General features: G+C 71.5%; 25 protein-coding genes. 8 read left to right on the top strand and 17 right to left on the bottom strand.

Annotated elements, in window-relative coordinates:
* Positions 1-126: 126 nt before the first annotated feature.
* A complete protein-coding gene (locus tag AB0I77_RS28655) occupies positions 127-714 on the bottom strand; it encodes a sigma-70 family RNA polymerase sigma factor (RefSeq protein ID WP_363285601.1) in 588 nt (195 codons plus the stop codon).
* A 267-nt stretch (positions 715-981) separates the two neighbouring features.
* Positions 982-1,593, bottom strand: coding sequence for a response regulator transcription factor (locus AB0I77_RS28650; protein ID WP_003948568.1), 612 nt, complete (start codon positions 1,591-1,593; stop codon positions 982-984).
* Positions 1,594-1,972: 379 nt separating this feature from the next.
* Here AB0I77_RS28650 and AB0I77_RS28645 point away from each other — a divergent pair, with 379 nt between their 5' ends.
* On the top strand, positions 1,973-2,296 hold the full coding sequence (locus AB0I77_RS28645) for a WhiB family transcriptional regulator (protein WP_363285600.1): 324 nt from the start codon (positions 1,973-1,975) through the stop codon (positions 2,294-2,296).
* Between the two features lie 55 nt (positions 2,297-2,351).
* Here AB0I77_RS28645 and AB0I77_RS28640 read toward each other — a convergent pair whose 3' ends face one another.
* Entirely contained in the window at positions 2,352-3,296 is a 945-nt protein-coding gene (locus AB0I77_RS28640; protein WP_363285599.1) for a LysR family transcriptional regulator, read from the bottom strand.
* Positions 3,297-3,376: 80 nt separating this feature from the next.
* On the opposite strand from AB0I77_RS28640, the gene AB0I77_RS28635 reads away from it, so the two are divergent.
* The 3 genes from AB0I77_RS28635 to AB0I77_RS28625 all read left to right on the top strand — a co-directional run bounded on the left by AB0I77_RS28635 (position 3,377) and on the right by AB0I77_RS28625 (position 6,355).
* Positions 3,377-4,045, top strand: a complete 669-nt coding sequence (locus tag AB0I77_RS28635; RefSeq protein ID WP_363285598.1) for an MOSC domain-containing protein — start codon at positions 3,377-3,379, stop codon at positions 4,043-4,045.
* 757 nt (positions 4,046-4,802) lie between these two features.
* Positions 4,803-5,576, top strand: a complete 774-nt coding sequence (locus tag AB0I77_RS28630) for an SDR family oxidoreductase (RefSeq protein WP_363285597.1) — start codon at positions 4,803-4,805, stop codon at positions 5,574-5,576.
* Between the two features lie 89 nt (positions 5,577-5,665).
* Positions 5,666-6,355, top strand: a complete 690-nt coding sequence (locus AB0I77_RS28625) for an ester cyclase (RefSeq protein ID WP_363285596.1) — start codon at positions 5,666-5,668, stop codon at positions 6,353-6,355.
* A 134-nt stretch (positions 6,356-6,489) separates the two neighbouring features.
* Here AB0I77_RS28625 and groL read toward each other — a convergent pair whose 3' ends face one another.
* From groL to AB0I77_RS28610, 3 genes are all read right to left on the bottom strand, one after another.
* Positions 6,490-8,115 (bottom strand): chaperonin GroEL, encoded by a 1,626-nt coding sequence (gene groL, locus AB0I77_RS28620; protein ID WP_363285595.1) that lies wholly within the window; start codon positions 8,113-8,115, stop codon positions 6,490-6,492.
* 140 nt (positions 8,116-8,255) lie between these two features.
* The gene (gene groES, locus AB0I77_RS28615) at positions 8,256-8,564 is read right to left on the bottom strand and encodes a co-chaperone GroES (protein WP_363285594.1); all 309 of its coding nucleotides are present in this window, start codon (positions 8,562-8,564) and stop codon (positions 8,256-8,258) included.
* A gap of 240 nt (positions 8,565-8,804) precedes the next feature.
* Positions 8,805-9,647: a polysaccharide deacetylase family protein gene (locus AB0I77_RS28610; protein ID WP_363285593.1), complete on the bottom strand. Its 843-nt coding sequence runs from the start codon at positions 9,645-9,647 to the stop codon at positions 8,805-8,807.
* A gap of 131 nt (positions 9,648-9,778) precedes the next feature.
* Here AB0I77_RS28610 and AB0I77_RS28605 point away from each other — a divergent pair, with 131 nt between their 5' ends.
* Positions 9,779-10,972 (top strand): methyltransferase domain-containing protein, encoded by a 1,194-nt coding sequence (locus tag AB0I77_RS28605; protein ID WP_363285592.1) that lies wholly within the window; start codon positions 9,779-9,781, stop codon positions 10,970-10,972.
* Between the two features lie 37 nt (positions 10,973-11,009).
* Here the strand turns inward: AB0I77_RS28605 and AB0I77_RS28600 are convergent, their stop codons facing one another.
* From AB0I77_RS28600 to AB0I77_RS28590, 3 genes are all read right to left on the bottom strand, one after another.
* The gene (locus tag AB0I77_RS28600) at positions 11,010-12,293 is read right to left on the bottom strand and encodes a sigma-70 family RNA polymerase sigma factor (protein WP_363285732.1); all 1,284 of its coding nucleotides are present in this window, start codon (positions 12,291-12,293) and stop codon (positions 11,010-11,012) included.
* A gap of 100 nt (positions 12,294-12,393) precedes the next feature.
* Positions 12,394-12,750, bottom strand: a complete 357-nt coding sequence (locus AB0I77_RS28595) for a YciI family protein (protein WP_363285591.1) — start codon at positions 12,748-12,750, stop codon at positions 12,394-12,396.
* 52 nt (positions 12,751-12,802) lie between these two features.
* Positions 12,803-14,338, bottom strand: a complete 1,536-nt coding sequence (locus tag AB0I77_RS28590; protein ID WP_363285590.1) for an MFS transporter — start codon at positions 14,336-14,338, stop codon at positions 12,803-12,805.
* A gap of 117 nt (positions 14,339-14,455) precedes the next feature.
* Here AB0I77_RS28590 and AB0I77_RS28585 point away from each other — a divergent pair, with 117 nt between their 5' ends.
* Complete coding sequence (locus tag AB0I77_RS28585) at positions 14,456-15,130, top strand: helix-turn-helix domain-containing protein (RefSeq protein ID WP_363285589.1); 675 nt, start codon at positions 14,456-14,458, stop codon at positions 15,128-15,130.
* 40 nt (positions 15,131-15,170) lie between these two features.
* Here the strand turns inward: AB0I77_RS28585 and AB0I77_RS28580 are convergent, their stop codons facing one another.
* From AB0I77_RS28580 to AB0I77_RS28570, 3 genes are all read right to left on the bottom strand, one after another.
* On the bottom strand, positions 15,171-16,250 hold the full coding sequence (locus tag AB0I77_RS28580) for an LCP family protein (protein ID WP_363285588.1): 1,080 nt from the start codon (positions 16,248-16,250) through the stop codon (positions 15,171-15,173).
* A gap of 83 nt (positions 16,251-16,333) precedes the next feature.
* On the bottom strand, positions 16,334-17,686 hold the full coding sequence (locus AB0I77_RS28575; RefSeq protein ID WP_363285587.1) for an endo-1,4-beta-xylanase: 1,353 nt from the start codon (positions 17,684-17,686) through the stop codon (positions 16,334-16,336).
* 142 nt (positions 17,687-17,828) lie between these two features.
* Positions 17,829-18,893, bottom strand: a complete 1,065-nt coding sequence (locus AB0I77_RS28570) for a LacI family DNA-binding transcriptional regulator (RefSeq protein WP_363285586.1) — start codon at positions 18,891-18,893, stop codon at positions 17,829-17,831.
* A gap of 122 nt (positions 18,894-19,015) precedes the next feature.
* Between AB0I77_RS28570 and AB0I77_RS28565 the strand changes: the two genes are divergently transcribed.
* Positions 19,016-21,340, top strand: coding sequence for a glycoside hydrolase family 3 N-terminal domain-containing protein (locus AB0I77_RS28565; RefSeq protein ID WP_363285585.1), 2,325 nt, complete (start codon positions 19,016-19,018; stop codon positions 21,338-21,340).
* Between the two features lie 3 nt (positions 21,341-21,343).
* Here AB0I77_RS28565 and AB0I77_RS28560 read toward each other — a convergent pair whose 3' ends face one another.
* The 4 genes from AB0I77_RS28560 to tsaB are packed head-to-tail and all read right to left on the bottom strand — an operon-like array spanning position 21,344 to position 23,904.
* Positions 21,344-21,601, bottom strand: a complete 258-nt coding sequence (locus AB0I77_RS28560; protein WP_363285583.1) for a hypothetical protein — start codon at positions 21,599-21,601, stop codon at positions 21,344-21,346.
* On the bottom strand, positions 21,598-22,683 hold the full coding sequence (tsaD, locus tag AB0I77_RS28555) for a tRNA (adenosine(37)-N6)-threonylcarbamoyltransferase complex transferase subunit TsaD (RefSeq protein ID WP_363285582.1): 1,086 nt from the start codon (positions 22,681-22,683) through the stop codon (positions 21,598-21,600). Before tsaD ends, AB0I77_RS28560 begins: the two co-directional genes overlap by 4 nt.
* The gene (rimI, locus tag AB0I77_RS28550; protein ID WP_363285731.1) at positions 22,676-23,212 is read right to left on the bottom strand and encodes a ribosomal protein S18-alanine N-acetyltransferase; all 537 of its coding nucleotides are present in this window, start codon (positions 23,210-23,212) and stop codon (positions 22,676-22,678) included. Before rimI ends, tsaD begins: the two co-directional genes overlap by 8 nt.
* 35 nt (positions 23,213-23,247) lie before the next feature.
* The gene (tsaB, locus tag AB0I77_RS28545) at positions 23,248-23,904 is read right to left on the bottom strand and encodes a tRNA (adenosine(37)-N6)-threonylcarbamoyltransferase complex dimerization subunit type 1 TsaB (protein ID WP_363285581.1); all 657 of its coding nucleotides are present in this window, start codon (positions 23,902-23,904) and stop codon (positions 23,248-23,250) included.
* Positions 23,905-24,028: 124 nt separating this feature from the next.
* Between tsaB and AB0I77_RS28540 the strand changes: the two genes are divergently transcribed.
* On the top strand, positions 24,029-24,607 hold the full coding sequence (locus AB0I77_RS28540) for a hypothetical protein (RefSeq protein ID WP_363285580.1): 579 nt from the start codon (positions 24,029-24,031) through the stop codon (positions 24,605-24,607).
* A 35-nt stretch (positions 24,608-24,642) separates the two neighbouring features.
* Here AB0I77_RS28540 and AB0I77_RS28535 read toward each other — a convergent pair whose 3' ends face one another.
* Complete coding sequence (locus tag AB0I77_RS28535) at positions 24,643-24,813, bottom strand: hypothetical protein (protein WP_363285579.1); 171 nt, start codon at positions 24,811-24,813, stop codon at positions 24,643-24,645.
* Between the last annotated feature and the right edge of the window lie 7 nt (positions 24,814-24,820).

Below are 24,820 nucleotides of genomic sequence, written 5' to 3'. Positions count from 1 at the left end.
AATGGCCTTGATCGGTGCGGATGTCCATGCTAACGGGAAGCAGCGGCCCCGGATTCCGCGGTTCGCGATGACTGCGGGCTTCGTACCTTCGTACGGAATCGGCGCCCTGCCCGTTCACCGGAGGAACTACTGCTCGGCCAGCGCCCGCAGTCTGCTCAGTGCCCGGTGCTGGGCCACGCGGACCGCTCCGGGTGACATTCCCAACATCTGGCCGGTCTCCTCGGCCGTGAGGCCCACCGCGATCCGCAGCAGCAGCAGCTCCCGCTGGTTCTCGGGGAGGTTGGCCAGGAGTTTCTTGGCCCATTCGGCGTCGCTGCTCAGCAGGGCGCGCTCCTCGGGGCCGAGCGAGTCGTCCGGCCGCTCCGGCATCTCGTTCGAAGGGACGGCCGTCGAGCCGGGGTGCCGCATCGCCGCTCGCTGGAGGTCCGCGACCTTGTGCGCCGCGATGGCGAAGACGAACGCCTCGAAGGGGCGTCCGGTGTCCTTGTAGCGCGGCAGAGCGAGGAGGACCGCGACACAGACCTCCTGTGCGAGGTCCTCGACGAAGTGCCGCGCGTCGCCCGGGAGACGGGACAGACGGGTGCGGCAGTAGCGCAACGCCAGGGGGTGGACATGGGCAAGCAGATCGTGCGTAGCCTGCTCGTCCCCGTCGACGGCGCGATGCACGAGCCCGCCGATCGCCCCTTGGGCAGTGCCCGCCTCGTCGTCGCGCATCGGTCCATGGTGCCTTGGCGGCATCCGGTCCGTGGCATCGCGCCCGTCGTTGTGCACCGAAGCGTTATGAGCAGGTGCGCCGGAACTCATCCTTTGCGCCCTCCCGTCCCGCTCGATCGACTCGTCCCCGAGGAACTCCACACCCTCAAGGATGCGGCATCCGCGGCGAAACGAGCAGCGGGCACCTGGCGGGCCCTTTTGCCACCCCCGCCCACCTTGCGGCGGGCGGGGACTTCCATACCCCCGCTACGACACACGCAGGCCTGCTCAGCGCACCAGGCCCCACCGGAATCCGAGCGCCACGGCGTGCGCCCGGTCCGAGGCGCCGAGCTTCTTGAACAGCCGCCGGGCGTGCGTCTTGACGGTGTCCTCGGAGAGGAACAGCTCGCGGCCGATCTCGGCGTTCGAGCGGCCGTGGCTCATGCCTTCGAGGACCTGGATCTCGCGCGCGGTGAGCGTCGGTGCGGCGCCCATCTCGGCGGAGCGCAGCCGGCGCGGGGCGAGCCGCCAGGTCGGGTCGGCCAGGGCCTGCGTGACGGTGGCGCGCAGTTCCGCGCGCGAGGCGTCCTTGTGCAGATACCCGCGGGCTCCGGCGGCGACCGCGAGCGCCACACCGTCGAGGTCCTCGGCGACGGTGAGCATGATGATGCGCGCACCGGGGTCGGCGGACAGCAGCCGCCGGACGGTCTCGACGCCGCCCAGACCGGGCATGCGTACGTCCATCAGAATCAGGTCCGAGCGGTCGGCGCCCCAGCGGCGGAGGACTTCCTCGCCGTTGGCCGCCGTCGTCACGCGCTCGACGCCGGGCACGGTCGCGACCGCGCGGCGGAGCGCCTCTCGGGCAAGCGGGGAGTCGTCGCAGACGAGGACGGATGTCATGGCCGCCCTCCGCAGCTGATGCACGTCACCTTGAGCCTCCAGGCTGGTACGAAATCGTCACCTGTGCGGTCGACCGTCTCGGACACCTGCCCGAGCGCTTGTCTTTCCAACCGCCTCGCACTCTCAACGACGGTCACTCGAAAGAGTTACGGGGCCGTGTGCCATCTTCGGCACTCTACGTGAGGGCTCGGACACGGTGCAGACATGTGCGGTGGACCCACAACGTTTCATCACAACCATGCCCCATTCAGACCCTTTTCTTCCCTTTTGCTGGTGTCTGAGGCTAGATTCGCAATGAGTCATATTTTCATCTCCTTAGATCGTAGTTATACGGTCGTAGACACCGTATCCGCCCAGAACGGCTACAAGGGGTCACGTAATGGCAGATTTCTCCCGCCTTCCCGGACCGAACGCGGACCTGTGGGACTGGCAGCTTCTGGCCGCCTGTCGCGGGGTGGACAGCTCGCTCTTCTTCCACCCGGAGGGCGAACGCGGTGCGGCTCGGAGCGCTCGTGAGAACTCGGCCAAGGAGGTCTGCATGAGGTGCCCGGTGCGCGCGCAGTGCGCGGCGCACGCGCTGGCGGTGCGCGAGCCGTACGGCGTCTGGGGCGGGCTGACCGAGGACGAGCGCGAGGAGCTCATGGGGCGGGCGCGCCACCGGCTGGTGTCGGCGTCGGCCGGGGACGGCCCTTCGAACAATTGAACGACCGAACAACTGAAGGAACGTTTCTGCACAGTGGGCACGCGCACGCGTGCCCCTACTTCTGACCCGAGGTGTCTCCCTGGGGAGCGCGCTTACCGCGCCGCGCCGCCCGCGCCAGCTGGTCCAGCGTCGCCGCCACCGCCGGCACCTGAGCCAGGTCGGGCAGCGTGAGCGCGACGATCTCCCGCCGCACCGCCGGCTCCAGTGTCACCGTGCGCGCACCTCGGGGCCGTACGGACTCGACGGCGAGCTGGGGCAGGACGGCGACGCCGAGACCGGCGCCCACCAGGCCGACGACCGCCGGATAGTCGTCGGTCGCGAAGTCGATGCGGGGGGTGAACCCGGCGGCTTCGCACACCTCGACCAGCTGGCCGCGGCAGCGCGGGCAGCCGGCGATCCAGGGCTCCCCGGCGAGTTCGCCGATGGCGACGGACCCCGAGGACCCTGTGCGGGCGAGCCGGTGCCGTTCGGGCACGAGGGCGACCAGACGGTCTGTCAGCAGCGGTCGTACGACGAGGTCGTCCCACTCCTCGGCGCCTGCGGCGCCCTCGTAGCGGAAGGCGAGGGCCAGGTCGCAGTCGCCCTCGCGCAGGAGCTCGACGGACTGCGGCGGCTCGGCCTCCTCCAGTGAGACGCGGGTGCCGGGGTGTGCGGCGCGCAGGGCGGCGAGGGCGGTGGGGACGAGCGTGGAGCTGCCGCTGGGGAAGGAGACGAGCCGGACGCGGCCCGCGCGCAGGCCCGCGATGGCGGCGACCTCCTCCTCGGCCGCGGTGAGTCCGGCGAGGATCCCGGCGGCGTGCCGCACGAGTGCCTCGCCGGCCTGGGTCAGCCGCATCTCGCGACCGCCGCGGATCAGCAGGGGGGTGCCGACGGAGGCCTCCAGGGCCTTCATCTGCTGGCTGACGGCGGGCTGGGTGCAGCCCAGTTCGCGCCCCGCCGCAGAGAAGGAGCCGGTGGCGGCGACGGCGCGCAGCACGCGGAGATGACGGGCCTCGATCACAGGTTGAGCATAAGCGGAGCTTGGGGACTCCGCCGGATATTCGCTCGACGCTTTGAGCGGTGTTCGCCTACCGTGCGCTCATGAAGCTTCTCTCGGTGAATGTGGGCCGCCCGCGGGCCGTGCCGTACACGGACCAGCCGCAAGGACTGACCGGCATCGACAAGCAGCCGGCCGACGGGCCGGTGCAGGTGACGGCGCCCGGGCCCAAGGGCATCGGGGCGAGCGGGCTGGCCGGGGACGCGGTGTGCGACACGCGTCATCACGGCGGCGACGACCAGGCCGTGTACGCGGTGGCGCGCGAGGATCTCGACGAGTGGGAGCGCGAGCTGGGCCGCCCGCTGGCGAGCGGCGCGTTCGGCGAGAACCTCACCACGCAGGGCCTGGACGTCTCCGGCGCGCGGATCGGCGAGCGCTGGCGCATCGGGTCCGAGGTGGTGCTGGAGGTGACTTGCGGACGGATTCCGTGCCTCACCTTCCAGGGGCATCTGGGTGAGCGCCGGTGGGTGAAACGGTTCACGGAGAGGGGTGCGCCGGGCGCGTACCTCCGGGTGATCCGCCCCGGCGAGATCCGGACGGGCGACCCGGTCGAGATCGTGCACCGCCCGGATCACGAGGTGACGGTGGCGCTCCAGTTCCGCGCGGTCACCACGGAGCGGGAGTTGCTGCCGCGGCTGCTGCCCGCGGGCGAGGCGCTGCATCCGGAGTCGCTGGCGCAGGCGCGGAAGTGGGTGGCGGGGCACGAGGGATGAGTGGCGCGCGGGGGCCCGGCGGACGAGGGGGGCTGACCAGCGTGCGCGGGCACGGGAGAGGTGGCTGACCCGGACGTGTGCTGCCGACGGACGCTCACGGGATTACGCGGCGCGGCATCCGGGGGCACAGGCGGCGGCGCGGAAGTACACGGCAACGGCGCGCGCGGCGGCTGACGAGCGCGGGGAGGGCCGCCCTCCCTGCACGGGAGGCTGGCGGGCGCGTGCGGGGAGACGCTGACTAGCCGCGCTCGGGAGAGCTGACTGGCCCGCACGCGGGCTGCTCGCGGGACTACGCCGCGCTGCGTGCGGAGACACCGGCACCGCCGCGGAAGTACACGGCGGCGCACGACGATTCACGGACACGCGGGGAGGGCCGACAAACCCGCACGAGGAGGCGCCGACAGCGCGCACGCGATAACCGACTGGCGCACACACACGCCCCCGGCGGACGCTCACGGAACTACGCGGCCCAGCATCCAGAGCCACAGGCGGCGCCGCGGAAATACACGGCAACGGCACACGACGACTCACCGACACACCGGAAGAGCCGACAAACCCGCACGAGGAGGCGCCGACAGCGCGCACGGCGACTTACGGACACGCCGGGCGAGCCCGCAGCCCCGCACGCAGGATGTCAGTGGGCGTCCTGAGGCTTGCCCGCGGCCGTTCGCGCCCCCGGCATTCGCCTGGGCCGCACGCGTCGGGAGGGCCTGTGCGGGATGCGGGCGGGTGCAGTCCGGGTCATTAACCTGGCGCCATGACAACGGCTCTCATCACGGGATCGACCGCGGGCATCGGTGCCGCGTTCGCGCGGCGGCTGGCGGCGGACGGGCACAACCTCGTTCTGGTCGCCCGCGACACCAAGCGGCTGCGGGAACAGGCGACCGAACTGCACGACCGGCACGGCATCGAGGCGGAGGTGCTCACCGCGGACCTGGCGGCGGACGACGGTATCGAGGCGGTGGCCGCCCGCCTGGCCGACCGCAAGAGCCCCGTCGACCTGCTGATCAACAACGCGGGCTTCGGCAACAAGGGCCGCTTCCTCGACGTATCCATGGCCGACGAGCTGACGATGCTCAAGGTGCACTGCGAGGCGGTGCTGCGGCTGACCTCGGCGGCGACCGCGGGGATGCGGGAGCGGGGGCGGGGCGGTGTCGTCAACGTCGCCTCGGTCGCCGCGTTCGTGCCGCGCGGGACGTACGGGGCGTCCAAGGCGTGGGTCGTGCAGTTCACGCAGGGAGCGGCGCGGGATCTGGCGGGGAGTGGGGTGCGGCTGATGGCGCTGTGCCCGGGCTTCGTCCGTACGGAGTTCCATCAGCGGGCCGGAATGGGCACGGACAACGTCCCCGGCTGGATGTGGCTGGACGCGGACAAGCTGGTGGCGGCGGCGCTGTCCGATCTGGCGCGCGGGAAGTCCTTGTCCATCCCCGATCCGCGGTACAAGGCGCTGATGGGGCTGGTGAAGGTGACGCCGCGGTCGCTGCTGGGCGGGATCTCCTCGAAGACGGGGCGCAAGTACGGGCCCAAGTAGTCGGCAGGTGTGGTCGGCAGGTGGCGTCGGCGCTCCGATGGGAAAATGGGCGGGACCGAGCCGGACCCAGGGGGGCCGGAGGCGATGTCATGACGTTCGTACAGCTCATCGACTGCAGGACCGACCGGTTCGACGAGATGAACCGGTTGATGGACAGCTGGGTCGAACAGACCAAGGGGAAGCGGACCGCGACGCACGCCGTGGTCGGCAAGGACCGGTCGGACGCGTCGCACTTCATCGAGATCGTGGAGTTCCCGTCGTACGAGGAGGCGATGCGCAACTCCGGGCTGCCGGAGACCGACCGGATCTTCCGGGAGATGGTCGCCCTGTGCGACGCGACGCCGACGTTCACCGACCTGGACGTGGTGCGGGACGAGCAGCTGAACCCGGCGACGGCGCGGGAGTTCTTCGAGCAGGCCGGGCGGGGCGATCCCGACCGGCTGTTCGAGCCGTTCACGGACGACTACGTGGACCACGACCCGGCCAATCCCGATGCTCTGGGGCTGCGGGGGACGCGCGAGGAGTACGCGGGCTGGCGGCGTTCCTTCGACTTCACGTTCCGGGTCGACGACCAGATCGCCCAGGAAGACCGGGTGTGCACCCGCTGGAACTGGACCGCGCGGCACAAGGGCGAGTTCCTGGGGATCGCGGCCACCGGCCAGGAGGTCACCATGGCCGGCATGACCTGGCACCGGTTCCGGGACGGGAAGATCTGCGAGGGCTGGTGGCAGTACGACCGGGCCGGGCTGATGGAGCAGCTGGGGGTACTCGGGAAGTGACCCGCGAAGGGGCAGGCCCTCGCTCCCTTCAGGGAACGAGGGCACCTTCTTCAACGCCCTTGATACGTCGATGCCCGGTCCTCCCTGTGGAAGGACCGGGCATCGGCTGCTTACGGCTTACCGACCGACGTGCCTCAGTGGCTGTGGCCGTGACCGTGGCCGGCCGCGGCCGGCTCTTCCTCTTCCTTCTTCTCGACGACCAGGGTCTCGGTCGTCAGGAGGAGGGCGGCGATGGAGGCGGCGTTCTCCAGGGCGGAGCGGGTGACCTTCACCGGGTCGATGACGCCGGCCTTGACCAGGTCGCCGTACTCGCCGGTGGCGGCGTTGAAGCCCTGGCCCTTGTCGAGCTCGGCCACCTTGGCGGTGATGACGTAGCCCTCGAGGCCGGCGTTCTCCGCGATCCAGCGCAGCGGCTCGACGACCGCGCGGCGGACGACGGCGACACCGGTGGCCTCGTCGCCGGTCTTGTCGAGGTTGCCCTCGAGGACCTTGGCGGCGTGCACCAGCGCGGAGCCACCACCGGAGACGATGCCCTCCTCGACCGCGGCGCGGGTCGCGGAGATGGCGTCCTCCAGGCGGTGCTTCTTCTCCTTCAGCTCCACCTCGGTGGCGGCGCCGACCTTGATCACGCACACGCCGCCGGCCAGCTTCGCGAGGCGCTCCTGGAGCTTCTCGCGGTCCCAGTCGGAGTCCGTGTTCTCGATCTCGGCCTTGATCTGGGCGACGCGGCCGTGGACGTCCTCGGTCTTGCCGGAGCCGTCGACGAGGGTCGTGTCGTCCTTGGTGACCGTGACGCGGCGGGCGGAGCCCAGCACTTCGAGGCCGACCTGGTCGAGCTTGAGGCCGACCTCCTCGGAGATGACCGTGGCGCCGGTGAGGATCGCCATGTCCTCCAGCATCGCCTTGCGGCGGTCGCCGAAGCCGGGGGCCTTGACCGCGACCGCGTTGAAGGTGCCGCGGATCTTGTTCACGACCAGGGTCGACAGGGCCTCGCCCTCGACGTCCTCGGCGATGATCAGCAGCGGCTTGGAGGAGTTGGCCTGGATGACCTTCTCCAGCAGCGGCAGCATGTCCTGGATCGAGGAGATCTTGCCCTGGTGGATCAGGATGTACGGGTCGTCGAGGACGGCCTCCATACGCTCCTGGTCCGTGACGAAGTACGGCGACAGGTAGCCCTTGTCGAAGGCCATGCCCTCGGTGAAGTCGAGCTCCAGGCCGAAGGTGTTGGACTCCTCGACGGTGATGACACCGTCCTTGCCGACCTTGTCCATCGCCTCGGCGATGAGCTCGCCGACCTGGCTGTCCTGGGCGGACAGACCGGCGACGGCGGCGATGTCGGACTTCTCGTCGATCGGGCGGGCCGAGGCGAGCAGGTCCGCGGAAATGGCCGCGACAGCCGCGTCGATGCCCTTCTTCAGGGCGGCCGGGGAAGCACCCGCGGCGACGTTCCGCAGGCCCTCGCGGACCAGCGCCTGGGCGAGCACGGTGGCGGTGGTGGTGCCGTCACCAGCTACGTCGTTGGTCTTGGTCGCCACCTCCTTCACCAGCTGGACGCCGAGGTTCTCGTACGGGTCGTCGACCTCGACCTCGCGGGCGATGGTGACGCCGTCGTTGGTGATGGTGGGGGCGCCGAACTTCTTGTCGATGACGACGTTGCGGCCCTTGGGGCCGATCGTCACCTTGACGGTGTCGGCGAGCTTGTTGACGCCGCGCTCAAGGGCGCGACGGGCGTCCTCGTCGAACTTCAGGATCTTCGCCATGGGAGCGTAGCCCTCTCGGAATTCTGGAGACGAACGAACTGCGCCCCGGGCGCCCGGCTTCTTGATGGTCGCGGGGGCCAGGGGCGCAGCTCAAAAGCAAAGGTGCTTCACGACGCGAGGTGCTTCGCGAAGCGAGGTGATTACTTCTCGATGATCGCGAGTACGTCGCGAGCGGAGAGGACGAGGTACTCCTCGCCGTTGTACTTCACCTCGGTGCCGCCGTACTTGCTGTACAGCACGACGTCGCCGGTCTTGACGTCGAGCGGAAGACGCTCGCCGTTCTCGAAGCGGCCCGGGCCGACGGCCAGGACGACGCCCTCCTGGGGCTTCTCCTTGGCAGTGTCCGGGATGACCAGGCCAGAGGCCGTGGTCTGCTCGGCCTCGACGGCCTGGACCACAATGCGGTCCTCGAGCGGCTTGATGGCAACCTTGGAGCTGGTGGTCGTCACGATCCGACCTCCCCCTTCGGAGATCTCACGGGGTTAACTGTCTGAGGTGGCGACCAGGTGGATCCGTCGTCGCGGGTGCCGGACCTGCCCGTCGCGTAGTTGGCACTCTCCAGTGGGGAGTGCCAGGTCTGAGACTATGACTGTGGTTAGCACTCGGTCAAGCGGAGTGCCAGTGCCGTGCGGCGCGGGGCGGGATTTCAGCGAGCCTCGGCAGCCGCGACGGCAACGGCAACGGCATGGCTACAGGTAGTCCTCCAGCCGCCCCACCGTCAGCCCCCTCCCCTGGACCTCCCGCAGCAGCCTCGTCGTCCGTTCCCGCAAGCTCGGGCCCGTCCGCTCCCTGGATGCCACCGACACGATGTCGCCCGCCCGCAGCCGTTCCTCGCCCGCGGCAAACGTCAGGTCGTGGCTCTCCATCGACGCCCGCCACAGGACGACCGCCGAGAGGCCGCAGTCGGCGGCGGCGCGCAGGGTGGTGGCGTCGTACGCGCCGTAGGGCGGGCGGAAGAGGCGGGGGCGGATGCCGAAGCGGGACCTGAGTTTGTCCTGCTGGCCGCAGATCTCGGCGCGCTGGCCTGCGTAGGGCAGGCCGCGCAGGGCGGAGTGGTCGAGGGTGTGGTTCTGGATGTTCGCGCCGACCGACTGGAGGCGCGCGAAGTGGCCGTATCCGGGTCCGACGACACTGTCCGTGAGGAACATGCTGACCGGAAGCCGCAGTTCACGAATCATGTCGACGAACCGCGGATCCTTCTCGGCGCCGTCGTCGTAGGTCAGGAAGACGACCTTGTCGGGAGTGCGGATGTGTCTGACGACGGGCGGGAGCCGCGGGCCCGCCGTACGGGCGGCCGGGGGCCGGGCGGCCGGCTTCGGGGCCGGGGGCAGCGGCGCCGCGAGGCCCCAGCGGCGGTACGGATGCCTGTTCGCGTCGGTGGGTCCGTACGACCCCACCCGCTCGGCCGCCTTCTTGCCCAGCCGTTCGATGGGGTCGACGGACCGGGCGCAGCCGGCGAGAAGCGCGGCCGCCAGGACGCCGACGACCAGCGCCCGCCGCCTCTGTCGCCTCTGCCGCCTCTGCCGCCTCACGGAAGAGACCAACTCTTGTCATTTTGTCCTACTGCTCGCATGGTGTCGGATCCTCGCAGTCCCTCGTGGCGAACCCGTTCCGACACCGCTGCCGCAAGCGCGCCGTCCACCGACTGGCCCACAATGAGCAGGTGAACGACCTCGCCCCACTCCTCACCAGTGAAGGCCGCGCCCTCCTCGACGAAGTGCGCGACACCGCCCCCGCCGACGAGCTCGCCGTCGCCACCCGGCTGCGCCGCGAGCACCCCGCCGAGCTGGTGTCGGCGGCGCTCGGGCAGGCGCGGCTGCGGCAGCGGGCGGCGGCGAAGTTCGGGGCCGAGGACGCCGGGCGGATGTTCTTCACGCCCCACGGCGTCGAGCAGTCGACCCGGGCGAGCGTGGCGTCGTACCGGGCGCGGCGGCTGAAGGAGCTGGGCGTGACCTCCGTGGCCGACCTGTGCTGCGGCATCGGCGGGGACGCGATCGCGCTGGCGCGGGCCGGGATCCGGGTGCTCGCCGTGGACCGGGATCCGCAGACGGCGGCGGTGGCACGGGCGAACGCGGACGTGCTCGGGCTGGCCGGCCTCGTCGAGGTGCGGGAGGCCGACGTCACGGGGGTGGACACGGGCGGATACGACGCCGTGTTCGTCGATCCGGCGCGGCGCTCCGCCAAGCGCGGGCGGATCTTCGATCCCGAGGCGTACTCGCCACCGCTGTCCTGGGCCGTCGAGGCGGCCCGCACGGCACCTCACGCCGCTCTGAAGGTCGCCCCGGGCATCCCGCACGAGGCCGTCCCCGCCGAGGCCGAGGCCGAGTGGATCTCCGACGGCGGCGATGTGAAGGAGGCGGTGCTGTGGTTCGGCACCCGGCCGGGCGCCATCAGGGCGACCCTGCTGCCGGGGCCGCGGACGCTCCTCGGACGAGGGTTGCCGGATCCCCGAGTCCGGCCGGTCGGGCGGTACTTGTACGAGCCCGACGGCGCCGTCATCCGTGCCCATCTGGTCGCCGAGGCCGCCGAGGAGCTCGACGGCGGGCTGGTCGACGCCACGATCGCGTACGTGACCTCCGACGCGCTACGGCCGACGCCGTACGCCTCCGCCTACGAGATCACCGACCAACTCCCCTTCAACGTAAAGAAGTTGAAGGCGCTGCTGCGGGAGCGGGAGGTCGGCATCCTGACCGTGAAGAAGCGAGGGTCGGCGGTGGAGCCGGAGGAGCTGCGACGGAAGGTCAAGCCCCAAGGGCCGCACTCGGCCACGGTGTTCCTGACCCGGGTCGCGGGAGCGCCGACCATGCTCGTCGGGCGGCCGGCGTGGCCGGGTCAGGGCAGCGGGACGATGGTGTGATCGCGCAGGACGCGGACTCGGGCGCGACGCCCGACGGCTACCTGTCGGTTTCCGCGTGCCCGGCAATTCTGGCACCGCCCGTGCCCGGGGGAGTTCCCTTTGCCGCATCGTCCGCCCGTGCCGCCCCCTCCGCCCGTGCCAACAGGAGGGCGCGCTCACGGGCGTTGTGCGTCAGCGAGGCGGCCCGTTCGAACTCCGCCCGTGCCTGAGCCGTACGCCCCACGCGCAGCAGCAGATCCCCGCGCACGCTCGGCAGCAGGTGGTAGTCCCGCAGGGCCGGTTCGGCCGCGAGGGCGTCGACGATCTCCAGGGCCGGTTCCGGGCCCTCGGCCATCGACACGGCGACCGCGCGGTTGAGTTCGACGACCGGGGAGGGGGCGCGGGCGGCGAGCAGGGCGTAGAGGGTGGCGATCCGGGGCCAGTCGGTGTCCTCGTAGGCGTACGCGATGGCGTGGCAGGCGGCGATCGCGGCCTGGAGGGCGTACGGGCCGGGGGCGCCCGTGGCCGTGGCGTCGGCGCGGCCTAGGGCGGTGATGCCGCGGGCGATGAGCATGCGGTTCCAGCGGCGGCGGTCCTGGTCCTTGAGGAGGACCGGCTCGCCGTCCGGGCCGGTGCGGGCGGCCGTGCGGGACGCCTGGAACTCCAGGAGCGAGGTCAGGCCGTGGACCTCCGGTTCCTTCGGCATCAGCGCGGACAGGACGCGGGCCAGGCGCAGGGCGTCCTCGCACAGGCCGGGGCGCAGCCAGTCGTCGCCGGCCGTGGCGGCGTACCCCTCGTTGAAGATCAGGTAGATGACGTCGAGGACGGAGCCCAGGCGGGCCTCGCGGTCGGGTCCGTAGGGCACCTCGAAGGCGACGTTCCTGGTCGCGAGCGTGCGCTTGGCGCGGACGATGCGCTGGGCGACCGTCGCTTCCGGGACGAGGTAGGCGCGGGCGATCTCGGCCGTGGTCAGACCGCCGAGCAGGCGCAGGGTGAGCGCGGTGCGGGCCTCGGCGGACAGGACCGGGTGGCAGGTGCTGAAGACGAGCCTGAGCAGGTCGTCGTCGATGTCGTCGGGGTCGGCGGGCTCCTCGGGAGGGGCCACCGTCGAAAGGTCCCGGCCGATCTCCCGCAGCTTGCGGGCGTAGTTCTCCCGGCGGCGGATCAGGTCGACGGCGCGGTGCCGGGCGGTGGCCATGAGCCAGGCGCCCGGGTTGTCCGGCACCCCCTCCCGCGGCCACCGCTCCAGGGCCGCGACCAGCGCGTCCTGCGCCAGTTCCTCGGCGATGCCGACGTCCCGGACGACGCGGGTGACGCCGGCGATGATGCGCGGGGACTCCATGCGGAAGACCGTCTCGACGGTGCCGCGCGGGTCGGCGGAGGGCTGTGGGCTCACAGCCCCCCATTCGACACCCGGACCCGCGCACGGCCAAGTGGAGCTCTCAGCCCTCCGCGATCTGCCGCACCTCGCAGGTCACCGTCCAGTGGTCCTCGTGGATCTTCAAGAACCGCTTGGTCCACTCGATCGCCTCGGCCTTGTCCTTGCACTGCATGATCGAGTAGCCGCCGATGACCTCCTTGGACTCGGTGAAGGGCCCGTCGGTGACGGTGTCCTTGCCGCCCTCCCAGAGCACGCGGGTGCCCTGCGCGGAGGGGGTCAGCCCGGCCGTGTCGAGCAGCACCCCGGCCTTCGTCATCTCCTCGATCAGCTCCCCCATGCGCCGCATCAGCTCGGGGCTCGCTCCCTCGGCCGGCGCGGTGCTCTCGTCGACCTTCACCAGTGACAGGTAGCGGGGCATAGTGACTCCTCGTGTCGCGTCATGTCGTTCGGACCGGTTTCTTCCCGGCCTCTCACACCCGCGTCGAACGGGAGACGCCCGGATCGACAGGCTCGACGGATTTCTTCGGACTTTTTTCTCCGGAATCCGACTCCGCCAGTCCGGCGTCCGTTTCCGCAGGTCCGGAGTCCGACTCCGCCGGTGGGGCCGCCTGCTTCCGATACAGCGCCCCGGCCGCCAGTCCCGCCACGGCCAGGAGCCCCGCCGCCACCCAGTACGCCGCCGCGAACCCGTCGACCAGACTCTGTGCCCCGTCCGCCTCGCCTGCGCCCCCGCCCGCACTCGCCGCGACCGTCACCAGCACCCCGAGCCCGACCGCCCCGCCGACCTGCCGTGAGCTGTTGAGCAGCCCGGACGCCATCCCCGTCTCCTCCGGGGCGACCCCCATGGTCGCCGCCGTCCCCAGCGGCACGAAGCACATGCCGATGCCCAGGCTCGCGATCACCGAGGGCGCCAGGATCGACAGCGGGAACCCGCCGTCCACCGACACCGTCGCCGCGAACCCGGCGATCCCGACGGCCCCGAGCAGTCCGCCGGTCATCAGCAGGACCCCGGATCCGACCCGCGCCACCGTACGGGCGGCGATCACGGAGCCCACCACCACGCCCACGCAGAACGGCAGGAAGGCGGTTCCGGCGGCCGTCGGGCCGTAGCCGAGCACCTGCTGCATGTACAACGAGGTGAAGTAGAACGCGGCGAACTGCCCCGCCGACATCAGCAGCGCGAAGACGTTCGCCGCGAGCACCGGGCCCCGGGAAAGAAGTCCGAGCCGCAGCAGCGGCTGGCGTACCCGCGTCTCCGTCACGGCGAAGGCGGCGAGCAGTACGGCCGCGGCGCCCAGCGCGCCGGTCGTCCGCCAGTCCGTCCAGCCGCACGTCTCCGTCCGCACCAGACCGAGGACCAGCAGCGAGGTTCCGGCGGTGACGAGCAGCGCACCGACGAGGTCGAGGCGCGGCCGGAGCCCGGGCTTCCGGTCGTCGTCGGCGGGTACGGCGGAGCGTACGACGGCGAGCACGGCGACCACGAAAGGCACGTTGACGAGCATCACCGCACGCCAGCCGAACCAGTCGGTGAGCAGTCCGCCGGCGAGCACCCCGACGGCCCCGCCGGCCGCACCGGAGGCGCCCCACAGTCCCAGAGCGCGCGAACGGGCCGCCCCCGCCGGATAGTTGACGGTAATGAGGGCGAGCGCGACCGGCGCGAGCGCGGCGGCACCGACGCCCTGCACGGCGCGGGCCGCGATCAACTGCCCGGGAGCTTGGGCGAGTCCGCCGGCCGTGCTGGCGAGGCCGAAGACGACGAAGCCGGCGATGAGCGTCCGCCGCCTTCCGACGACGTCGGCGAGTCGGCCGCCGAGCATGAGCAGCCCGCCGAAGGTGAGGGCGTAGGCGTTGACGACCCAGGTCAGGGACTCGGGATCGAAGCGGAGGCCGCCGCCGATGTCGGGCAGGGCGACGTTGACGACGGACATGTCGAGGGAGACGAGGAACTGCACGGTCAGCAGCACCGGCAGTAACCAACTGGGCTTGTGCGTATGTGAGTCCACCATGCGAGGCAGATTAATATACGCGTACAGAAACTTTCTATACACGTACGAAAACAAGCCGAGAACCTGCCGCCGAACCACCCGCCGAACCAGCCGCCGAACCAGCCGCCGAACCAGCCGATGGAGAATGCCCCCGTGGCAGAGAAAAGACGGACCGTCGGCCGCCCCCCGCGCATCGCCGCCGATCAGATCGTCGACGTGGCGCGGCGCATCATCCGGGAGGAGGGCGTCGAGGCGGTCTCGATGCGCCGGGTCGCCAAGGAGGTCGGCGCGACCCCGATGGCGCTCTACCACCACGTCCGCGACAAGGACGAGCTGCTGCTGCTGACGCTGCGCGGCATGGCCGCGACGTTCCCGCGCCCGGCCCTCCCCGACGACCCGCGCGACCGCGTCCTCGCGACGTCCGTCCACATGCACGCGATCCTGAGCGAGGTGGACTGGGTCATCGACGTGCTGAGTCTGGGCGACCTCACCGACAAGGGCGCGCTGTGGATGCCGGAGGAGATCATCGACTCGGCCGTCGCCTGCGGCCTGACCCCCGAACAGGCGATCCACGCCTACCGCACCATCTGGTACGTCGTGTACGGCGCCCTGGTCTTCCGCCGCGCCGAGGCCCGCCGCGCCGCCGACCCGGGTCGCAGGCGCTTCTTCCCCACCTTCGTCACCGAGGAGGACGCCACCGAACTGCCGCGCCTCGCCGCGCTGTCGGACCGCTGGGAGGAAGTGACCGCGCAGTACGACGTGGCCGGGCAGCTGGCGGCGGTGGTGGACGGGCTGCTGGGACAGCGGGGTTAGCCATCTCGCCACGCACATTCAGCCAGGTCACCACGCACACTCAGCGCAGCGACTCCCACAACGCGCTCGCCTCCGGCTCCTCGGCCACCACCCGGTTGCGGTCGGACGGTGCCTGCACCACCGGCATCGTCACCGTCGTCGTCCGGTCGGCCGGCAGGCCCTTCAGGCTCTCGCCGAAGCGCATCAGCTCGGTGAGCGAGTCGAGGCCGGTGTCCGTGGTGAGGCTGCCGGTGACCGCGTCGGCGACGTCGTACAGCTGGGTGGGGTGGGAGAGCAGGTCGGTCGAGGCGATCTGTTCCAGCAGCGCCTTCACCAGCTTCTGCTGGAGGCCTATGCGGCCGAGGTCGCTGCCGTCGCCGATGCCGTGCCGGGTGCGGGCCAGCGCCAGGGCCTGCGTGCCGTCGAGCTCGTGGGTGCCGGCGTCCAGACGCAGATGGCTGTCCTGGTCGTCGATGTCCTCGTCCGTGGTGACGGTGACCCCGCCGAGCGCGTCCACCAGCTTCGCGAAGCCCGAGAAGTCGATCTCGATGTAGTGGTCCATGCGGACGTTCGTGATCGACTCGACCGTCTTGACCGCGCACACGGCTCCGCCCACCGAGTAGGCGCTGTTGAACATCGCGCCGTAGGCGACCGCGGTCGAGCCGCCGGACGGCAGCGGGCAGGAGGGCCGGGTGACGAGCGTGTCGCGCGGGATGCTGACCACGGTCGCCTTCGTCCGGCCCGCGTCGAGGTGCACCACCATCGCCGTGTCGGAACGGGCCCCGGTGCTGCTGCCGCCGCCGAGTGCCTGGTTCTCCTTGCCGCTGCGCGAGTCCGAGCCCAGGACCAGGATGTTCAGGGATCCGCTGGGCAGCGGGGAAGGGGACGTGGAAGGGGAGGCGGGGGCGGATGCCGTACCGGAGGGGGTCGGTGTCGTCACCGCCCTCGGCGGGCGGTCGTCGCCCAGCGCGCTGTTGATGTCGACGCTCTTGATGTTGCTGTTCAGATGCCAGTAGGCCCAGCCCGCAGCCGCGATGCCGAGCACCAGCGTGCCTGCCAGAGTGAGGCCGGCGGCCTTGAGCACGGTCGACCGCCGGCCCGCTCTTCTGCCGTCGTCCCCGTTCGCGTTGTCTCCCGCCACAGGAAGGAACGTACGTCCGAATTATTACGAGGAGGGCGCCAGAGCTGCCTTTCTTCGGAAATTCTCAGACTTCCCGGCCGATCTCAGCCCAGGGCGACCGTCGGTACGGGATTGCTCCCGCTCCAGGAGCCGTTGAACCCGAAGGTCACCGACCCGCCGTCGGGAACCGTCCCGTTGTACGAGGCGTTGGAACAGGTGACCGCCGCTGAGGACTGGGTACAGGTCGCGTTCCATGCCTGCGTGATCCGCTGCCCCGCGCCGAAGTTCCAGCCCACCTTCCAGGACGCCAGCGCCGCCCCCGAACAGGCGACCCTCACCTGGCCGGTGAAGCCGGTGTTCCACTGGCTACTCACGCTGTACGTCGCCGTGCACGCGCCCGTCGGCGGTGTCGTCGTACCCCCGAGCGCCTCCGCAATCGCGTGGTACGCCGGTTTCGGCGCGTAGTTCTCGTCGTACGGCGTCGCCGCGCCCTGACCGGGGAAGGTGTCCGGGATCCAGGAGTCGGAGTCGGTGAAGCCCCAGACGGTGACGCCGACGCACCGCGACACCGCCACGCACGCGGCGAGCACCGACTTGTAGTCGGCGGCCTGCTGCGTCAGCTTCGCGCTGTCCGACGGGAGTTGCATCCGGATGTCCAGCTCGGTGATCGCCACGTCGACCCCGAGGTCGGCGAAGCGCTGGATGTTCTGCTGGAGGGTGGACGGCACCTGGCCGAGGATCAGGTGGGCCTGCAAGCCCACCCCGTCGATCGGGACGCCGCGCTCCTTCAGGGACTTGACCAGGTTGTACAGGGCGGTGCTCTTCGCGTTCACGCCCTCGACGTTGTAGTCGTTGATGTACAGCTTTGCGGACGGGTCGGCGGCGCGGGCGGCGGTCAGTGCCTGGGCGATGTAGTCGGCGCCGAGGCCGTTGTACCAGAGGGTCTGGCGGTAGGTGCCGTCCTCGTTGAACGGCTCGTTCACCACGTCCCAGGTGGCCAGCCTGCCCTTGTACCGGCCTACTTCGGTCGCAATGTGGTCGTTCATCAGCTGGCTCAGCTGGGCCGGGGTCCAGCTGCCGTTCGTCAGCCAGTTCGGGTTCTGGCTGTGCCAGACCAGGGTGTGGCCGCGCACCTGCTGGTCGTGCGCCTCGGCGAAGTCGACGATCTGGTCGGCCTCGGACCAGTTGAAGTTCCCCCGGGTCGGCTCGACCGAGCCCCACTTCATGGCATTGCCCGGGGTGAGCGCGTTGAACTCGCGCCCGGCGACCTCGCCGTAGGTGCCGGTGAGTTTGGAGCCGGTGACCGCCGTACCCATGACCTTGCCCTTGGCGTCGGCGAGGTCGCGGAGGGGGGCGTCGGCGGCGTGTGCCGCGGGTGCCGTGACCAGCAGCGCGCCCAGCATCGCGACGCCGCTCAGCAGTGACGTCAGGGATAAGCCCGTTCTCAGAGATCTCATTGCGGGTGCCTCCGAAAGTTTCGGTTGAACAACCGACTGGCTTCGGAGCAGTGTGGGGGGACTCACCACACCCGTCAATACAGGAACCACACCCGTCAATTACAGGAACCACACCGGCCGACTACAGGAACACGCCTACCCACTACCCCGTCGGAGGCACTCCCGTACTCGCCCGCACCACCAGGCTGGTCGCCAGCTCCACCCGCGTCGCCGCCGGCGTCCCCTCCGCGCGCCCGAGGTCGAGCACCAGCTTCGCGGCCGCCTCGGCCATCTCGGTCAGGGGCTGCCGTACGGTCGTCAGCGGCGGCCCCACCCAGGGCGCCACCGGCAGATCGTCGAACCCGACCACGCTCAGGTCCTCCGGGATCCGCAGGCCCAGCTCGCGCGCGGCCTCGTACAGCCCGAGCGCCTGGAGGTCGTTCCCGGCGAAGACGGCGGTGGGCCGGTCCGGGCGGCGCAGCAGCTGAAGGCCCCGCCGGTAGCCGGCCTCGTGATGGAAGTCACCGGCCGCGATCAGCTCGGGGTCGACCGGCAGCCCGGCGGTCTCCAGGGCGGCCCGGTAGCCGTCGACGCGGGCGCGGCTGCACATCATCCGGGACGGCCCGGTGATCGCGCCGATCCGGGTGTGGCCGAGCTCGACCAGATGCCGGGTGGCGGCGAGCCCGCCCTGCCAGTTGGTGGCGCCGATGGAGGGCACGTCGGCGCCCGGGTCGCCGGCCGGGTCCATCACCACGAACGGGATGGACCGGCTGTTCAGCAGCGCCCGCTGGGACTCGTCGAGCCCGGACAGCACGAGGATCACGCCGTGCGGGCGGCGGGCGGCGACCTGGTCGGCCCAGGTCCGCCCGGGGGTGAGCCGCCCGGCGCTCTCGCTCAGCACGACGCTCAGCCCGGCGTCCCGCGCCACGTTCTCCACGCCCCGGATGACCTCCATCGCCCAGGCGCTCTCCAGCTCGTGGAAGACCAGGTCGATCAGGGGTGAACGGCTCGCCTCGGCACGCCGGCGGCGGTAGCCGTGGGCGCGCAGCAGGTCCTCCACGCGGCTGCGGGTCGCCGGGGCGACATCGGCGCGTCCGTTGAGGACCTTCGAAACTGTCGGCGCCGAAACGCCGGCCTCCCGGGCGATCTCGGCGAGCGTCGCGGTCTGCGCCGACCGTCCTGCCGTCGGCGTTGTCGTCCGGGTTTCTGCGGGCTCCGGGGGTGTCATGGCGGCGATCGTATCCCTGCGCGACCTCTTGACGAACCCCTCTCACCCGCCTAGGTTCCCAAAACATTCGACTTACATCTCGAAACATTCGCGAGTGGGCCATTCACCCCGACAGGAGCTTCATGACCACCGCCCCCTGGCGTGACCCCGCCCTGCCCGCCGCCGACCGCGTCGACGACCTCCTCTCCCGGATGACCCTGGAGGAAAAGACCGCCCAGTTGTACGGGGTGTGGGTGGGCGCCGCCACGGACGGCGACGGAGTCGCCCCCCTTCAGAGCGAGATGACCACCGATTACGACTGGGACGAGCTGATCACCCAGGGCCTGGGCCAGCTCACCCGCCCCTTCGGCACGGCCCCCGTGGACCCGGCGCTCGGCGCGCAGGCACTGGCCCGCGCCCAGCGCCGTATCGCCGACGCCGGCCGCTTCGGCATCCCCGCGCTCGCCCACGAGGAGTGCCTGGCCGGCTTCACCGCCTGGCAGGCCACCGCCTACCCCGTGCCGCTGGCCTGGGGCGCGACCTTCGACCCCGAGCTGGTCGAGGAGATGGCCCGCCGCATCGGCCACGACCTGCGCTCGGTCGGCGTCCACCAGGGCCTCGCCCCGGTCCTGGACGTCGTACGGGATCCGCGCTGGGGCCGGGTGGAGGAGACCATCGGGGAGGACCCGTATCTGGTCGGCACGGTCGGCGCCGCCTATGTCCGCGGCCTCGAATCCGCCGGGATCATCGCCACGCTCAAGCACTTCGCCGGGTACGCCTCCTCGGCCGGCGCCCGCAATCTGGCCCCGGTGCGGGCCGGGGTCCGGGAGTTCGCCGATGTGACGCTGCCGCCGTTCGAGATGGCCCTGCGCGAGGGTGGCGCCCGCTCGGTGATGGCCGCGTACAACGACACGGACGGCGTCCCGGCCTCGGCGGACCCCGGCCTGCTGACCGAACTCCTGCGGGAGCGGTGGGGGTTCACCGGCACGGTGGTCGCCGACTACTTCGGCATCGGCTTCCTCCAGACCCTGCACCGGGTGGCGGGAAATCCGGCTCAGGCGGCGCGGGTGGCGCTGGAGGCGGGCATCGACGTCGAACTCCCCACCCTCAAGTGCTACGGCAAACCACTGCTGGAGGCGGTCCGGGCGGGCGAGGTGCCCGAGTCCCTGATCGACCGCGCGGCCCACCGGGTGCTGCTCCAGAAGTGCGAACTGGGCCTGCTGGACGAGGACTGGCGGCCGGAGCCGACCGGGCGGATCGATCTGGACTCGGCGGCGAACCGCGCGCTGGCCGGCCGCCTGGCCGAGGAGTCGGTCGTCCTGCTGGACAACCCGGACGGCCTGCTGCCGCTGGCCCCGGACACCAGGATCGCGGTGGTCGGCCCGCGCGCCGCCGACGCCCTGGCGATGCTCGGCTGCTACTCCTTCCCGTCGCACGTCCTCACGCACCACCCCGAGGTGCCGATGGGCGTGGAGATCCCGACCCTGCTGGACTCGCTGCGGGCCGAACTCCCGGACGCCAAGGTCACGTTCGCCGAGGGCTGCGGGGTCTCGGACCCGGACACCTCGGGCATCGAGGAGGCGGTGGCGCGGACGGCCGAGGCGGACGTGTGCGTGGCCGTACTCGGCGACCGGGCGGGCCTGTTCGGCCGGGGCACCTCGGGCGAGGGCTGCGACGCGACGGACCTGCGCCTGCCCGGAGCCCAGGGCGAGTTGCTGGACGCGCTGGTGGCGACGGGCGTCCCGGTGGTCCTGGTCCTGCTGACCGGCCGCCCGTACGCGCTCGGCCGCTGGGACGGGCGGCTCGGCGCCGTCGTCCAGGCGTTCTTCCCGGGGGAGGAGGGCGGCCCGGCGGTGGCGGGAGTGCTGTCGGGCCGCGTCAACCCCTCGGGCCGCCTCCCGGTGAGCGTCCCGCGCCTGCCCGGCGGCCAGCCGTGGACGTACCTCCAGCCGCCGCTGGGCCTGCGGGCCGACGTCAGCAACCTGGACCCGACCCCGCTGTACCCCTTCGGACACGGCCGCTCCTACACGGCGTTCACGTGGGAGGACTTCGAGGGCGGCCCGGCGGCGGAGGTGGACACCGACGGTACGTACGACGTGTCACTCACGGTCCGCAACACCGGCGAGCGCGCCGGCGCCGAGGTCGTCCAGCTGTATCTGCACGACCCGGTGGCGAGCGTCACGCGTCCGGACGTACGGCTGATCGGCTACCAGCGGCTGTCCCTCGAACCCGGCGCGTCCGCCCGCGTGACCTTCCACTTCCACACGGACCTTTCGGCCTTCACCGACCGTACCGGCCGAAGGGTGGTCGAGCCGGGTGCGCTGGAACTACGGCTGGGGGCATCCAGCACGGACGTACGGCACACGGCCCGGCTCACTCTGACGGGACCGGTGCGGGTGCTCGGCCAGGACCGGCGACTGCTGTGCGAGGCGGAGGTGTCGGGGGAAGTGTCGGAGGAGGTGAGGTGACCGTCACCCCTCCCCCACCGATTCGAACCGCCACCGGTGCACCGCCCGAGTGACCAACTCCCCGTCCGGCTCAGGCAGTTCGGGGAGATCGGCGTCGTAGGCCGCGTCCCACCAGGTGATGACGAGGACGCGGTCCTGCGGGCCCCGGAAGGTCTCCCGGCGCAGGGGCGGCAAGGGGAGTTCCTGCGCACGGGCCCAGGCCAGGAGCTCCTCGCCCCGCCCTGGCGCCGCCTTCGCCTCCCACATCAACGCGACCGTCACGAGTACAGGTTCTCCTTGCTGACCTCGTGAACGTGGTCGTGCCCCGGCACATGAGGCTCCGTCACCGGCAGCGAGGAGTCCGCCGACAGGTCCCAGCTCGACGCGGCCCGGCCCCGCGCCACCATCTCCGCGCCCAGCGCCGCCACCATCGCCCCGTTGTCCGTGCACAGCTTGGGCCGCGGTACCCGTAGCCGGATCCCGGCCGCCTCGCAGCGCTCCTGGGCGAGGACCCGCAGCCGTGAGTTGGCGGCGACGCCGCCGCCGATCATCAGATGGTCGACGCCCTCGTCGCGACAGGCGCGCACCGCCTTGCGCGTCAGCACGTCCACGACCGCCTCCTGGAAGGAGGCCGCCACGTCCCGCACCGGCACCTCCTCCCCTGCCGCCCGCTTCGCCTCGATCCAGCGGGCCACGGAGGTCTTCAGCCCGGAGAAGGAGAAGTCGTACGCCGCGTCGCGCGGGCCGGTGAGGCCGCGCGGGAAGGCGATCGCCGCCGGGTCGCCCTCCCTCGCGTACCGGTCGATGACCGGCCCGCCCGGGAAGCCGAGGTCGAGCACGCGGGCGATCTTGTCGAAGGCCTCGCCGGCCGCGTCGTCGATGGTCGCGCCCATCGGCCGGACGTCCGAGGTGATGTCCGACGACAGCAGCAGCGACGAGTGCCCGCCGGACACCAGCAGCGCCATCGTCGGCTCCGGCAGCGCGCCGTGTTCCAGCTGGTCGACGCAGATGTGGGAGGCGAGGTGGTTGACGCCGTAGAGGGGCTTGCCGAGCGCGTAGGCGTACGCCTTCGCCGCCGAGACGCCGACCAGAAGCGCACCGGCGAGCCCCGGACCGGCGGTCACCGCGATGCCGTCCAGGTCCCGCGCGCTCACCCCCGCTTCCTTCAGCGCGCGGTCGATGGTCGGCACCATCGCTTCGAGGTGCGCCCTGCTGGCGACCTCCGGCACGACCCCGCCGAAGCGGGCGTGCTCGTCGACGCTGGACGCGATGGCGTCGGCCAGCAGGGTGCTGCCGCGGACGATGCCGACACCGGTCTCGTCGCAGGAGGTCTCGATCCCCAGGACCAGGGGTTCATCAGCCATGGATCTCGGTTCCTTGTACAGAGTTTGGTACAGAGGTTGATGCAGAGGTTGGTACAGAGGTTGATCCGGCGGCGGAGCCGCTGTCGGATGCCGTGGTCAGGCGCATCACCAGGGCGTCGACGTTCCCCGGCTGGTAGTAGCCGCGCCGGAATCCGATGGCCTCGAAGCCGAAGCGCTCGTACAGCTTCTGGGCGCGGGTGTTGTCGATCCGGCACTCCAGCATCACTTCGGCGACTTCGAAGGCGGTGGCGGCCCGCAGCAGCTCGGTCAGCAGCCGGCGGCCGAGGCCGGTGCCCTGGTGGTCACGGGCGACGGCGATCGTCTGTACGTCGGCCAGGTCCCCGGAGGCGGCCAGTCCGGCGTATCCGACGAGCCGCCCGTCGCCGTCCTCGGCGACGACGTAGCGCCGCGTCGCCTCGGGGCCGCGGGAGTGGGCCAGCTCGGACCAGAACATCCCGCGCGACCAGGCGTCCTCGGGGAAGAGGTCCCGCTCCAGTTCGAGCACGGGGTCGATGTCCCACCAGCGCATCTCGCGCAGTCGCGGGGTCACGGTCGTCGATTCGGTCACTTGGGGGTGACCACCTTGTAGTTCTTGGGGACCTGGGCGTCCGGGCGGCGCAGGTACAGGGGCCGGGGGGCCGGGAGTTCCTCGCCCTTGCCGAGCTTCTCGGCCGCCAGCGACGCGAGCGCCGCGGCCGACACGTGCTCCGGCTCGTGCGCGCGCGGGAAGGTGTCCGGGTACAGCAGCGCGCCCGCGCCGACGGCGGGCAGCCCCGCGACCCGGTCGGCGATGTCGGCGGGCCGGTCGACGGCGGGGTCGGTGAGCCGGGTGCGCGAGTCGGCGTACGTCGCCCAGTAGACCTCCTTGCGCCGGGCGTCGGTGGCCACGACGAAGGGGCCCTTCTCGATGTCGGCCGCGTACGCGAGGCCGTCGAGGGTGCACACGCCGTACACGGGCACGCCGAGCGCGAGCCCGAAGGTGTCGGCGGTCATCAGCCCGACGCGCAGCCCGGTGTACGGTCCGGGTCCGGTGCCGACGACGATGCCGCTGACGGCGTCGAGTCTGAGCCCGGCCTCGACGAGCACCCGGTCGACGGCCGGCAGCAGCAACTCACCGTGCCGGCGCGCGTCCACCTGACTCGACGAGGCGATGACGTCCGTGCCGTCGTGGAGCGCGACGGTGACGGCGGGGGTGGCGGTATCCAGAGCGAGCAAGAGCACGCAAACAGCGTACGGCTCCGCGGCAGCCGTGTCGGTCGCTCCGGTCGGGCGGTCACCTGCTGCTACCGTCACCACGACGCAGGGTGTACGGCGCTTTTCAGACGTGACGCAGAGGTGAACGACGGTGGCAAGCAGCAGCTCGGGAATCGTGGCCGGGCTCACCGTGGCGGCCCTCGCGACGGTCGGCTTCCTCGCCTTCCAGGCCTCGGCGAGCGTCCCGGCCGGACTCGGCACCCCGCACGCGAGCGCCTCCCCCGCGATGGCCCCCTCGCAGGCGCCCCGGGTCAGGCGGGACCCCGCCGCGCTGCCCGCCGGGTCCGGCGCGGGTGCGCGGGTCGTGTACTCGGTGGACGACGACCGGGTGTGGCTGGTCGGCGCCGACAACAAGGTCAAGCGCACGTTCAAGGTCACCCCGGGCACTGTCGACCCGGCGCGGGGCACCTACACCGTCACGTCACGCTCGGGCTCGGTCACCGGCACCGACGGCGTCCCCGTCGAGCACGTCGTGCGCTTCACCAGTGTGAACGGCGTGCCCATCGGCTTCAGCGCGGCGGTGGGCGGCGCGACGCCGACAGCCGACGCGAACGCCCGGACGGGCGGCATCCGCGAGTCCCGCGCGGACGGCGACGCGATGTGGCGCTTCGCGACGATCGGCGAGAAGGTCGTCGTCGTTCGCGGGCCGGCCGGGCCGCTGGGCCACTAGTGCGCTAATTGCCCCTGGTGCGCTCTCGGCGAGCGCTAGGCCGCGTGACGGTGCTCGGCAGGCGGCCGGACCGTGTCCGGCTCGGGCTCGCGGGGCGGGGTCGAGATCGCCTTCGCGGCGGCGCAGGACGCCAGCAGGTCGCGCATGGACACCCCGGCGACGACCGCGTACGGCCTGCGCTGTGGCTGGTTCTCGGTGGCCGGCATGGACGCC

Origin of the sequence: Streptomyces sp. NPDC050619 (genome assembly GCF_040654815.1) — a bacterium.
Taxonomy (GTDB): domain Bacteria; phylum Actinomycetota; class Actinomycetes; order Streptomycetales; family Streptomycetaceae; genus Streptomyces.
Note: the sequence above shows the minus strand (reverse complement) of the source record. Positions and strands in the feature narration are given on the sequence as shown.

What these genes read in the sequence shown, in the direction of transcription:
- AB0I77_RS28655 (WP_363285601.1), bottom strand. Translation starts at nt 714, where the DNA reads ATGCGCGACGACGAGGCGGGCACTGCCCAAGGGGCGATCGGCGGGCTC.
- AB0I77_RS28650 (WP_003948568.1), bottom strand. Translation starts at nt 1,593, where the DNA reads ATGACATCCGTCCTCGTCTGCGACGACTCCCCGCTTGCCCGAGAGGCG.
- AB0I77_RS28645 (WP_363285600.1), top strand. Translation starts at nt 1,973, where the DNA reads ATGGCAGATTTCTCCCGCCTTCCCGGACCGAACGCGGACCTGTGGGAC.
- AB0I77_RS28635 (WP_363285598.1), top strand. Translation starts at nt 3,377, where the DNA reads ATGAAGCTTCTCTCGGTGAATGTGGGCCGCCCGCGGGCCGTGCCGTAC.
- AB0I77_RS28630 (WP_363285597.1), top strand. Translation starts at nt 4,803, where the DNA reads ATGACAACGGCTCTCATCACGGGATCGACCGCGGGCATCGGTGCCGCG.
- AB0I77_RS28625 (WP_363285596.1), top strand. Translation starts at nt 5,666, where the DNA reads ATGACGTTCGTACAGCTCATCGACTGCAGGACCGACCGGTTCGACGAG.
- groL (WP_363285595.1), bottom strand. Translation starts at nt 8,115, where the DNA reads ATGGCGAAGATCCTGAAGTTCGACGAGGACGCCCGTCGCGCCCTTGAG.
- AB0I77_RS28600 (WP_363285732.1), bottom strand. Translation starts at nt 12,293, where the DNA reads ATGGAGTCCCCGCGCATCATCGCCGGCGTCACCCGCGTCGTCCGGGAC.
- AB0I77_RS28595 (WP_363285591.1), bottom strand. Translation starts at nt 12,750, where the DNA reads ATGCCCCGCTACCTGTCACTGGTGAAGGTCGACGAGAGCACCGCGCCG.
- AB0I77_RS28590 (WP_363285590.1), bottom strand. Translation starts at nt 14,338, where the DNA reads ATGGTGGACTCACATACGCACAAGCCCAGTTGGTTACTGCCGGTGCTG.
- AB0I77_RS28585 (WP_363285589.1), top strand. Translation starts at nt 14,456, where the DNA reads ATGGAGAATGCCCCCGTGGCAGAGAAAAGACGGACCGTCGGCCGCCCC.
- AB0I77_RS28575 (WP_363285587.1), bottom strand. Translation starts at nt 17,686, where the DNA reads ATGAGATCTCTGAGAACGGGCTTATCCCTGACGTCACTGCTGAGCGGC.
- AB0I77_RS28570 (WP_363285586.1), bottom strand. Translation starts at nt 18,893, where the DNA reads ATGACACCCCCGGAGCCCGCAGAAACCCGGACGACAACGCCGACGGCA.
- AB0I77_RS28565 (WP_363285585.1), top strand. Translation starts at nt 19,016, where the DNA reads ATGACCACCGCCCCCTGGCGTGACCCCGCCCTGCCCGCCGCCGACCGC.
- tsaD (WP_363285582.1), bottom strand. Translation starts at nt 22,683, where the DNA reads ATGGCTGATGAACCCCTGGTCCTGGGGATCGAGACCTCCTGCGACGAG.
- rimI (WP_363285731.1), bottom strand. Translation starts at nt 23,212, where the DNA reads ATGCGCTGGTGGGACATCGACCCCGTGCTCGAACTGGAGCGGGACCTC.
- AB0I77_RS28535 (WP_363285579.1), bottom strand. Translation starts at nt 24,813, where the DNA reads ATGCCGGCCACCGAGAACCAGCCACAGCGCAGGCCGTACGCGGTCGTC.